Genomic DNA, 10,956 nt, shown 5'->3' on the forward strand with positions numbered 1-10,956 from the left:
TAGTTTCAAAGGCCAACGTTCACTGGAAATTTAACGTTTGCACTCTGCCCTGCACGCCGTGCAGCGAAGGCAGATGCCACGCGCAGCACCGGTTGCAGATCACGGACGCGCTGCGCTTCAACATTACCAGGGAGCACCATGAACCACCGCCATCACCCCCGTTCCATCACGCCGCTGTGTGCGGCCGTGCTGGTTGCACTCGGCTTGACCGCCGCACCACATACGGTGAGTGCCTTGCCGCACCTGTACACCGCCGATGAAACCATCACCGAAGAACGCAAGCATCAGGAAGGCTTCAATGCCGGCATCGACAATACGGTGGTACTGGACATCACCGGCAGCGGTCATCTGACAAACCATGGATCGGTCAATCTGGGTGTCAACCAGGACGGCCACGGCACGGTGCGTGTCATCGGCCCCGATGCGCGCTTCACCGGCCCCGGCTCCTACGACACCGATGTGGGCGTGTCCGGCAAGGGCACCTTCATCGTGCAGGACGGGGGCAGGGCATGGGCAAACACACTGCGCGTAGGCGTCAACAAAGGGTCATTCGGCAACGTCCACGTCACCGGGGCCGGTTCCAGCGTGAAAGCACGGTATCTGTATCTTGGCCACGATGGTGAAGGGCTGCTGCGCATTGATGGCGGCGCGAAGGTGGAGGTAGAGGCCGACGTGCTTGGGGATGGTCGGTCGCCGGGCTCGTTCTCGACGCATCGGCGCAGCACCCGGATCGAAATCTCCGGCAAGGACTCGCAACTGAAGGCCAACAACGTACGGATCGGCGGACAGCTGTTGATCGAGGACGGTGCGCAACTGCACTCGACCAAGGGCGGGGTCTATACCGCGAGTAGCGGTGCGGGTGCAGCGGTGATCACCGGCACCGGCAGCCGGTGGCTCAACGATGAAAAGCTGGACGTGGACACCGGTCTGGATATCCGCAATGGTGCCACGCTGGAGACGGACACGCTGGAGATCAAGGGTACCCGCACCATCAACAGCACCACCACCGACCTCACCCGCGAGCAGCTGCGGGTCACGGGCACCGGCTCGAAGATCAAGGCGGCCAATGGCATTCGAATCGGTGAACTGAGCACGAGCGGCGGTACCCTCACGATCAGCGAAGGTGGCCGCGTCGAGGCAGGCGGCAAACTGCACGTCGGCGGGGGCAGCTATCTGGTGCTTGGCGGTGCCATTGGCGGTACGTTCACCGAACCGACCTGGCAGCCCGCCGTCGCAGCCGGTGAACTGGACAGTTCGGTCATTACCTTCGACACGGCGTCCTTGGGCATGGCGTTCAATCACACAGGTGCCATCACGCTCGACAACACGCTGCGCAGCCAGAATGACGCATTGCATCGGAACGGCGGTGCCCTGATCAACGTGGCCGGCACCACCACGTTGGCCGGTGACCTGAGTAAGTTCGGCGGTCGCGTGAACGTGCATGGCGGCACCCTGGTGATCGACACGGACACCTACACGGACGCCAAGGACTACGACACCATCGATGCCGCAAAGCCCCGGCAGTACATGTTCGTCGACGGCGGCACGCTGGTGCTCAACGGCGAGGCGGGATTCCGCTGGGAAGAGCGCGAAGGCGACGCCATCACCTCGTTCCGCACCGCCTGGGCCACCGCCAGTGGCAGCGGCGTGCTGGCCGGCACCGGCACCGTCGGTGACACCCGCATTCACGACGGCGGCACCCTGTCGCCCGGCCACGACAGCGTCGGCACGTTCAACGTGGATGGCGACCTGTACTTCAACGCCGGTGGCGTAGGCCGCGAACACGTGGACACCAAGTCCTGGTTGGCCGTGGACCTGCGTGCAAACGGGGAAGCGGACAAGGTCAAGGTCAGCGGCGCGGCCTTCATCGGTCATGGTGCTGCCACAGAAGGCGAGCAGGGCGACACCGGGGTGCGCGTGACCACGCTGGACCCGCACACCAGCTATCAGGTCGGCCAGCGCTACACCGTGCTGGAAGCCGAAGGTGGCATCACCGGTGGCTTCAATGACGTGGAGTCAAATTCGGCGTTCATCACCGGCGCGCTGGTACAGACCGAGAACGCGGTGCATCTGGATATCGCACTGATCGAGCAGGAATCTGCTGAGGCGGAAGGAGCCGAGAACCCGGCACCGCCGATCGTGTTCGGTCGCGTTGCGCGCTCCTCCAACCAGCGCGCCGTGGCGGCCGCACTGGACTCCCTGCCTCAGTCCGGTGATGCGCTGGTGCTGTACAACCAGCTGCTGATGCAGGACGAAGAAAGTGCTGTCCGCGCCTTTGACGAACTGTCCGGCGAACTGCACGCCAGCACTCGCGCCATGCTGCTGCGTGACGACTTCCTGCGTGCGGGCGTGCTGAGCCATCTCCGCACGGGTCCGGCGGATGAAGGCAATGGCTCCCGTGCATGGATCACCGGCAACGGTCAGTCGCGCTCGCAGCGGGGTGATGGCAATGCAGCGACGCATCGTGATCACAGCGAAGGGCTGCTGCTGGGCTACGACTTCAGCTTCGGTGAGGGCTGGACCGTCGGCGCAGCGGGCGGTCGCCAGTCGCTGCGGCAGAACGTGCGCAACCGCACCTCACGCAGCGAGGTCGATGCGCTGCACGGTGGCATGTATGCGGCGTTCCGCCGCGACGCGCTGTGGCTGCGGGGTGGCGTCAGCTACACCGACTACGACGTCGACACCGAGCGCAGCCTGGGTGCAGGTCAGGCGTGGGAGCAGACCCTGACCGCCCGCTACAAGGCGCACGCGGTGTCGACCTTCACCGAGGCCGGCTTTGACCTGGCGCTGCAGTCATTGACGCTCACCCCGTACCTGGGTATCGCACAGACCACACTGTCCACCGCGGCGGCAGCCGAGACTACCGGCAGCGCCGCCTTGGCGCTGCTGCCCACCCGCGACCAGGTCTGGACCACCACCGCTGGCGTGCGGTCAGCGTGGGACGTGCGTGACCGTGCGCGCGTGGAGGGCGGGCTGGCCTGGCAGAACACCTCCGGTGATCGACGCACGTCAACCACGCAGATCTTCGCGTCTGGCAGTGATCAGTTCACCGTGCACGCGGTGCCGTTGGCGGGCAATGTGGCGCTGGCCGAGTTGGGCGTGGTGCTGAGCCCCACCGCCAACAGCCGCGTGAACCTGTTCGTGCAGGGGCATCGCGGTGGTGGCGAGCGCGGGTTTGCTGCGCAGGCGAGTTGGAATGTGATGTTCTGAACGTAGTGCCGGGCTTGCCCGGCAGCGGGGCAAGCCCCGCTCTTCGGGGAGTGCGGGGTAGGGAAAGTCCTACCTTGTGTCAGGAAAAACCCTGATGCAGATGTAAGACCCGTCTCACATTCATTTTTGTTATCGAAAAGTAAAGTGTTGGTCGCGTCATCGAGTGTCAATCACGACAGTGGATGGCGCGACCACGCGTCGCATGAAGCGAATGCGTGGCTTCCTTGAGTCGCTATCCATGGAGCTTCATGAACAGGATCTATCGTCTGGTGTTCAACCACACCACTGGCCAGATGCAGGTTGCATCCGAACTCGTCAACACCCATTCCTCTCCCGCTGCGTCTTCCGCCACCGCCCGCCGCCGCTCGCCGTTATGCGCCGCGCTGGCCGTGGCGCTGTCGCTGGCAGCCGCACCGTCGGCCTTCGCGGCGGTGTACGAATACACCGCCGATGAAAGCATCAGCAGCGATCGTGCCTATGCCGATGGCTTCAGCGTAGGCCCGAACGGCCCGGTGACCGTCAATGTCTTCGGCACCGCCGTGCTGACCTCTCTCGACCTGGTCTCGTTAGGCACCACCGCAACCGGCAACGGTACCCTTGCGCTGGACGGCCCGGGTGCCGCGCTGCGGGTCAACAACGGTGCCGCAATGCGCGTGGGCGGCGCCGGCATCGGCGCGCTGCGCCTGAGCGGCGGCAGCACCGCGGACATCTCCGGCTTCCTGTCGCTGGGGTATCTGGCCGGCAGCACGGGTTCGACCGTGATCGACGGTACCGGCTCCAACCTGACCGCACGTCGCGTGCTGGTCGGCCGCCAGGGCACCGGCACGCTGGACATCAGCAACGGCGGCTCGCTCGTCACCGACGAGATCTACACCGTGGTCAACAACTACGGCCTGAGCATCGGCAGCGAAGCTGCCGGCACCGGCACGGTCAACGTCGGCAGCGGTGGCACCATCCGCGTCACCGACAACAATCTGCTGGTCGGCCAGGTCGGCAACGGTACGCTCAACATCAACAACCAGGGCACCGTTCAAGCCGATCGTGGCGTGTACGTAGGAGCGGCCGCCAACGCCAGCGCCAACGGCACCGTCAACGTCAACGCCGGCGGCAAGCTGCTCGCACAGGAGGTCGTGGTCGGCAATGCGCAGTACTCCAACGGCTCGCTGACCGTCAGCGGTGCCAATGCCCGCGTGGACGCCGACAAGGTCTGGATCGGCTCCAGCGGCAACGGCACGCTGCGCGTGGACAACGGTGGCGTACTGCGCGGCACCTCGGAAGTGATTGCCGAGCGCTATGACGGCATCGGCACCGGCAACCTCGACCAGACCGGCAGCATCACCGTCAGCGGTGCGGGTTCGGCGATTGAAGGCGGCATTGTGCGTGCCACCAACCACCTGCTGATTGAAAACGGCGGTGCAATCCGTTCCGACACCGCGCGCATCAAGGACAGCTTCGGCCCGGTCGCCAACACCGGTACCGCCACCATCACCGGTGCCGGCTCCCAGTGGTCCAACAACGGCCTGATGGATATCCGCACCGGCGTCGACATCCTCGATGGCGGCGTGCTGCGCAGCGATACCGTCGGCATCACCGGCGGCCTGAACAGCGAAACCCTGAAGCTGGAAGTCGTGCACGAGCAGGTGCGGGTCAGCGGCACCGGTTCGCAGCTGCTGGCGACCAACGGCATCACCGTCGGCCGCCACGCCAACGGCGAACCGTTCGGCGTGCTCAGCACGAGCAACGGAGGTCACATCGACGGTGGCACCGGCATCACCCTGGGCACCGTGGGCTATCTGGCCATCGGTGGCGGCATGAGCGAATGGTCGCGTGCCATCGGCGAGCCGCTGTGGCGCGCCGCGGAAGCGGCCGGCACGCTGGGCGCAGGCACGATTGCCATGCAGAGTACAGCCGGTGGGCTGGTGCTGAATCACACCGGCGACATCGTGCTGGGCAACACCATCACCAGCAACATCGCCGATGATATCTGGAACAGCGGCGAGCTGATCAGCCTCGCCGGCTCGACCACCTTGAACGGCGACCTGACCGCGTTCGGTGGCGATGTCAACGTGCGCGGTGGCGTGCTGCGCATCGATTCGAACATGTACACCGGCCAGGGCTACACCAAGACCAGCCAGGCGTTCCCGCAGGAAATCGACGTCAGCGGCGGCACCCTGGTGCTCAACGGCAGCAGCGGCTTCCAGCAGACCATCAACTACGGCAGCAGCAGCGAGGTGGTCCGCAGCAGCACGGTGCGCGTCCACGGCAGCGGCGTGCTGGCCGGCAACGCCACCGTCGGCACTACCCATGTGTTCAACGGCGGCACGCTGTCTCCGGGCAATAGCATTGGCGAAATCACCATCGACGGTGACCTGTACCTCAACGCCGGCATGGTTTCCGCCAGCGACGTCGCCAACGCAGCGGTGTACGACCTGGAGCTGCGCGGCAATGGCGAAGCGGACAAGCTGACCGTCACCGGCAAGGCCTACATCGGCAGCACCGCGGGCACGGGTGCGTCCGGCCAGGCCGCGATGCGGGTCAGCAGCCTGGACCCGCAGACCAGCTACCAGAACGGCCATACCTACTCGGTACTGGAAGCCGCCGAAGGCGTGCAGGGCGGATTCGACACCGTGGTGACCGATTCGGCCTTCCTGAAGTCGGCGATCAGTCAGGTCGGCAACCAGGTGCTGGTGACGATCAGCGTCGACAATGTCGTGACGCCTCCCGTCGATCCCGGTACGCCGGTGGACCCGGGCACGCCCGTGGATCCGGGTACCCCGGTCGATCCCACCAACCCGGTGACCCCGCCGGTAACTCCGCCGGTTACCCCGGTCGCCCCGGGTGGCCCGATCGTGTTCGGCCGCGTGGCCAGTACTGCCAACCAGCGCGGCGTGGCCGCCGGCCTGGATTCGCTGCAGCAGAGTGGCGACGCGCTGGCGCTGTACAACGGCGTGCTGATGCTGGACGAAGCCAGTGCGCGCACCGCGTTTGACGAGCTGTCCGGCGAAGTGCACGCCAGCAACCGCGCCATGCTGCTGGACGACCGCTTCCTGCGCGAAGGGATCGGCCAGCGTCTGCGCCAGGGCACCGACGCCGACGGCGTGTCGGCCTGGTTGGCCGGCAGCGGCAACAGCAAGCGACGTGACGGCGACGGTTCGGCTTCGCGCGTGCGCCAGAACACCAGCGGCGTCATGGCCGGTGCCGACTGGGCCATGGGCGGTCGCTGGACCATGGGTTTGGCCGCCGGCACCGAGTCGCTGCGCCAGCAGGTCAACGGCCGCAACGCTGAAACCGATGTGGACGCCGTGCATGCAGGCCTGTATGTCGGCTTCCAGGGGGAGGCGCTGTGGGTGAATGGTGGTCTGAGCTACGCCGACTACGAGCTGGAAACCCAGCGCACGGCGGGTACTGCGCAGGCCTGGTCGCAGACCCTGCGTAGCCGCTACGACGCCGACGCGGTGTCGGCCTTCACCGAGGCCGGCTGGGACATCGCGCTGGATCGCCTGACCCTGACCCCGTACCTGGGCGTGGCCTACACCCGTCTGTCCACCGACGCGGCCGTCGAATACGGCGGCAATGCGGCACTGGCCGTCTCGTCCAGCAAGGACGAGGCATGGACCACCACCGCCGGCGTGCGTGCGGCCTGGGACATCAGCGGTGGCCAGCGTGACGGAGCGCGTCTGGAGGCCGGTCTGGCCTGGCAGAACGCCGCCGGTGAACTGCGTGCGGATTCGCGCAACCAGTTCGTCGCTGGCAGCGACACATTCACCGTGTACGGCCTGCCGCTGGCCCGCAACGTGGGTATCGCCGAACTGGGCGTTTCGCTCAAGCCGACCGACAACAGCCGCCTGTCGCTGCACGCACAGGGCCGGGCTGGTGACGGCCAGCGTGAGTTCGGTGCCCAGCTGAACTGGAGCGTCACCTTCTGATGTAATGCCGGGCTTGCCCGGCAATTGGGTATGGCCCCCCCTCGTAGTGCCGGGCTTGCCCGGCAACGGGGCATCGCCCCGCCCCAACGAAGGGCCCCTTGCGGGGCCCTTCGTCTTTTTCGGCCCCATGCACCCTGCCATTGCGCATGTCACAACCAATTGGGCATGCTGGACCCATGCCATCCCCCAAACGCTCCATTCATGTGGTTGCGGCTGTCATCACCGACGCCCGTGGCCGTGTTCTGCTCAACCGTCGCACCGAGAACCGCGACATGGCTGGGCTCTGGGAGTTTCCCGGCGGCAAGCGCGAGGCCGGCGAGACCTCCGAGCAGGCGCTGGTCCGCGAACTGCGTGAAGAACTGGGTATCGAGGCCCAGGTCGGCGACTGGCTGATGGACGTGCCGCAGCTGTACCCGGATAAACACCTGCGTCTGGAAGTGCGCCACGTGCGCAGCTGGAAGGGCACCCCCCGGGGCCGCGAAGGCCAGGCCATCACCTGGGTGGCCCCGGACAAGCTGGCGCGCTACTCGATGCCGCCAGCCGACCTGCCGGTGGTGGCCGCGCTGCGCCACCCGGACCGCTACCTCATCACCCCGGAGCCCGAGGCCGACGACGAGGCCGCGCATCAGCTCTGGTACACGCGGCTGGCGCAGGCGCTGGAGGCCGGGGCGCGTCGTGTGCAGCTGCGTACCCCAACCAGTGCCGCGCGGGTGGCCTTGGCCGAGCAGGCCATCGGCCAGCATCGGAACGGTGTGCAGTGGCTGTTGAACCGCGACATTGAACTGGCCCAGCGACTGGGCGTGGGCGTGCACCTGGGCGGCGAGCAGCTGGCGCAGTTGCAGGAGCGCCCGCTGCCGGAAGGCCAACTGGTGGCCGCGTCCTGCCACGATCTGGTCCAGCTGCAGGCCGCGCAGCGGCTGGGCTGTGACTTCGCGGTGCTCGGCCCGGTGCAGGCCACCGCCAGCCACCCGCAGGCCACCCCGCTGGGCTGGGAGGCGTTCGAGGCGTTACGCGCGCAGGTGTCGTTGCCGATCTATGCGTTGGGCGGATTGGGCGCGGACGACATCGTCCAGGCGCGCCGGCACGGGGCACAGGGCATTGCCGCGATCCGCGGATTCTGGCCTGACGTCTCGTAGAGCGGGGCTTGCCCCGCTGCCGGGCATGGCCCGGCACTACAACGTGATCCAGAAACACCCATATTGCCGCCGCAGCCCGAACACCGTCCGCGACGGCGTGGCGCTGTTCCCCAGCGTCTGCTCCAGCCGCAATCCCACCGGTCGCGGCCGGCTCGGTGCAGCCGGCACCTGCTGCGGCATGGCAACTCCCGGTCCCGCCAGCGCATCCGGATCCGGCGGCAGGATCACCGGCTCCACCGGCTCGGCCACAGTGGGATACACCGGCGCGATATCCACCAGCGGCCGTCGCACCACCGACTCCAGCTGGCCGATGATGCGGTTGGCACTGGCATTGGACACATTGCCCCACAGGTAGATCGACGACAGGCGGTTGACGTCCTGCAGACTCACCGCCTGGCGGATCTGATCGGTCAGCTCGCTCAGGCGACGGGCGCAGCCGGCCCGGTAGATCCCCGTGTTCCCCACCGACGGTTCCCCGCGCGGCGTGCGGGCGGTGGCCCCCATCGCATCGCAGCTGCGGTCAGTGAACACGGTCTGCCCCTGCGCATTGGTACAGCGGTTCACGCGCTGCGCCTGGGCGTCGGCCACGATGGGCACGCTCGACAGGGCAACGGACAGCAGCAACAGGGCAGGCACTTTCATCGCAGCAGGGTAGCGGCGATCGTGTGATCTGCAAGCCTTTGCAGCATGCCGCGTTCAGCGCCCCAGCAGTTTCAGTACCTGTTGGGTCGGACGGGCCAGGTTGAGTGTGTAGAAATGCAGCCCCGGCGCGCCGCCGTCGAGCAGCCGCTGGCACAGCTGGGCCACCACTTCGGCCCCGAACGCGCGCACCGCATCGGCGTCATCACCGTAGGCCTGCATTTTCTTGCCGATCCAGCGCGGTATCTCCGCGCCGCACTGTTCGGAGAAGCGGCGCAGCTGGCTGAAGTTCGAGATCGGCATGATCCCCGGCACGATCGGCACCTGCACGCCCAGCTTCTGCACGGCGTCCACGAAGTGGAAATAGGCGTCGGCGTTGAAGAAGTACTGGGTGATCGCCGCATCGGCCCCGGCGTCGACCTTGGCCTTGAAGTAGCGCAGGTCGCGCAGGGCATCGTCGGACTGCGGGTGGGTTTCCGGGTAAGCCCCCACTTCGATGTGGAAGTGGTCGCCGTGCTCGGCACGAATGAAGGCGATCAGCTCGGACGCGTAGCGCAGGTCGCCCGGATGCCCCATACCGGAGGGCAGGTCGCCGCGCAGGGCCACAATGCGGCGGCAGCCGATCGCTTTGTAGAGCTTGAGCAGCTCGCGGATCTCCTCACGGGTGCCGCCGACGCAGGAGAGGTGCGGGGCGGCATCGAAGCCGTGGTGCTGCTTGAGGTGGCGTACCGTCTCGGAGGTATAGCTGAGGGTCGAGCCGCCGGCACCGAAGGTACAGGAGACGTATTGCGGGTCGTAGGCCTTCAGCTTGGCCGCCGTGCGGTCCAGCTGCGCGCGCTGGTCATCGGTCTTGGGCGGATAGAACTCGAAACTGATGGCGGTCATGGGCGGCAGCGATGACGGGTGTGTGGGCAGTATATCGCTTCATCGCGATGAATTTTTAGTGAGGTTGCTCGGTTACCCTGTGCACATGTCTATCGTCCTCACCGAATTCGCCCGCCCCCGCCTGTTCCCGCGCGTGCCGCGCGGCAACACCATCCAGGACTGCACTGCCGAGCAGTTCCAGGCCCATCTCAACGCGCACGCGCCGTTCAAGGTACTGGACGGCTACGCGCCGTTCTGCAAGCTGTATGTGTACGAGAACTGGACCAGCACCCGCTGCCTCACCGTCCCCATCACCGACGCCAACCGCCATCAGCTGCGCAGCGGCTACGAGGCCCGCAACCGCGAGGAGCTGCCGGTGCTGGTGCGCTGGTTCGAAGGCGTGGAAAGCCCGCGCGCGAACTACCTGGTGGTGATTCTGTACAGCGCCGAGCAGCTGGCCAAAGAGGGCTCGCCGATTGATGCAGAGTGGGGCATCGTTGGCTGCATCTACACTGCCGAGCCGGAAGAAGTGCCGATGGCTCCGATCACCATGATGCGCAACGCGCTGGGCGTGGAAGAGGGCGGCTCCGGCGTGCCGCTGGACCGCGCCGCCTACCAGCGTGCAGTGGAGTTCTGGGAAAACAACGCCAACTGGCGCCCGTGAACTGTCCCGGTGGGGCCGGCCGTTGGCCGGCCCCAACAGCTGTGCAGAACCTAGGCGTTGCGTTGTACTGTCGCCGGTCGCTCAATACAGCAGGCCGAAACAGCTTTGTTGCTGTGCTCCTTGTTGGCTACCGCAATTGCGACTGACTCGGCAGCAATCGCATCGGCGGCGGCAGCCGTGTAGGTCTCGACAGTCTTGTTGATCAGTCCGCTGTCCGTGGTATGGAGCAGTCGCTTGCCGGCACTGTCTTTGACAACGCACTCGTAGGTTTTGTCGGCGGCCTGTGCCTCAGCCACGGCACAGCACAGTAGAAGCAGCCCGATGGGCAGCATGCATTTGAGGTTCATAGGTATCGCTCCGGAAATCTCCAGACGTTCCCCCGCCCGCGCATCATCCGCCGCACAGTGTTATCCCCCCGTAGAGCCACGCCCTGCGTGGCTTCGATCATGCCCGGGCACCGCGATGACGCGCATGGCGCGTCACTTGTGTCTCGGACTGGGCCCTGATCAGGCACAAT

7 protein-coding genes are annotated in these 10,956 nt (G+C 66.4%); 4 read left to right on the forward strand and 3 right to left on the reverse strand.

What is annotated here, in order from left to right:
• The first annotated feature begins 138 nt into the window (after window positions 1-138).
• The 3 genes from RT551_RS16605 to RT551_RS16615 all read left to right on the forward strand — a co-directional run bounded on the left by RT551_RS16605 (window position 139) and on the right by RT551_RS16615 (window position 8,272).
• On the forward strand, window positions 139-3,210 hold the full coding sequence (locus RT551_RS16605) for an autotransporter domain-containing protein (RefSeq protein WP_313460666.1): 3,072 nt from the start codon (window positions 139-141) through the stop codon (window positions 3,208-3,210).
• A gap of 248 nt (window positions 3,211-3,458) precedes the next feature.
• Window positions 3,459-7,136, forward strand: a complete 3,678-nt coding sequence (locus RT551_RS16610) for an autotransporter domain-containing protein (RefSeq protein ID WP_313460668.1) — start codon at window positions 3,459-3,461, stop codon at window positions 7,134-7,136.
• A gap of 176 nt (window positions 7,137-7,312) precedes the next feature.
• On the forward strand, window positions 7,313-8,272 hold the full coding sequence (locus tag RT551_RS16615) for a Nudix family hydrolase (protein WP_313460670.1): 960 nt from the start codon (window positions 7,313-7,315) through the stop codon (window positions 8,270-8,272).
• Between the two features lie 36 nt (window positions 8,273-8,308).
• Here RT551_RS16615 and RT551_RS16620 read toward each other — a convergent pair whose 3' ends face one another.
• Both RT551_RS16620 and metF read right to left on the reverse strand, forming a co-directional pair.
• On the reverse strand, window positions 8,309-8,914 hold the full coding sequence (locus RT551_RS16620; RefSeq protein ID WP_313460671.1) for a DUF4124 domain-containing protein: 606 nt from the start codon (window positions 8,912-8,914) through the stop codon (window positions 8,309-8,311).
• 54 nt (window positions 8,915-8,968) lie between these two features.
• A complete protein-coding gene (gene metF / locus RT551_RS16625; protein WP_313460673.1) occupies window positions 8,969-9,796 on the reverse strand; it encodes a methylenetetrahydrofolate reductase [NAD(P)H] in 828 nt (275 codons plus the stop codon).
• An 85-nt stretch (window positions 9,797-9,881) separates the two neighbouring features.
• Here metF and RT551_RS16630 point away from each other — a divergent pair, with 85 nt between their 5' ends.
• Window positions 9,882-10,439: a DUF3228 family protein gene (locus RT551_RS16630; RefSeq protein ID WP_313460675.1), complete on the forward strand. Its 558-nt coding sequence runs from the start codon at window positions 9,882-9,884 to the stop codon at window positions 10,437-10,439.
• Between the two features lie 50 nt (window positions 10,440-10,489).
• Here the strand turns inward: RT551_RS16630 and RT551_RS16635 are convergent, their stop codons facing one another.
• Window positions 10,490-10,786, reverse strand: coding sequence for a hypothetical protein (locus RT551_RS16635; protein WP_313460677.1), 297 nt, complete (start codon window positions 10,784-10,786; stop codon window positions 10,490-10,492).
• Window positions 10,787-10,956: the final 170 nt, after the last annotated feature.

The organism is Stenotrophomonas sp., assembly GCF_032103445.1.
GTDB lineage: Bacteria > Pseudomonadota > Gammaproteobacteria > Xanthomonadales > Xanthomonadaceae > Stenotrophomonas.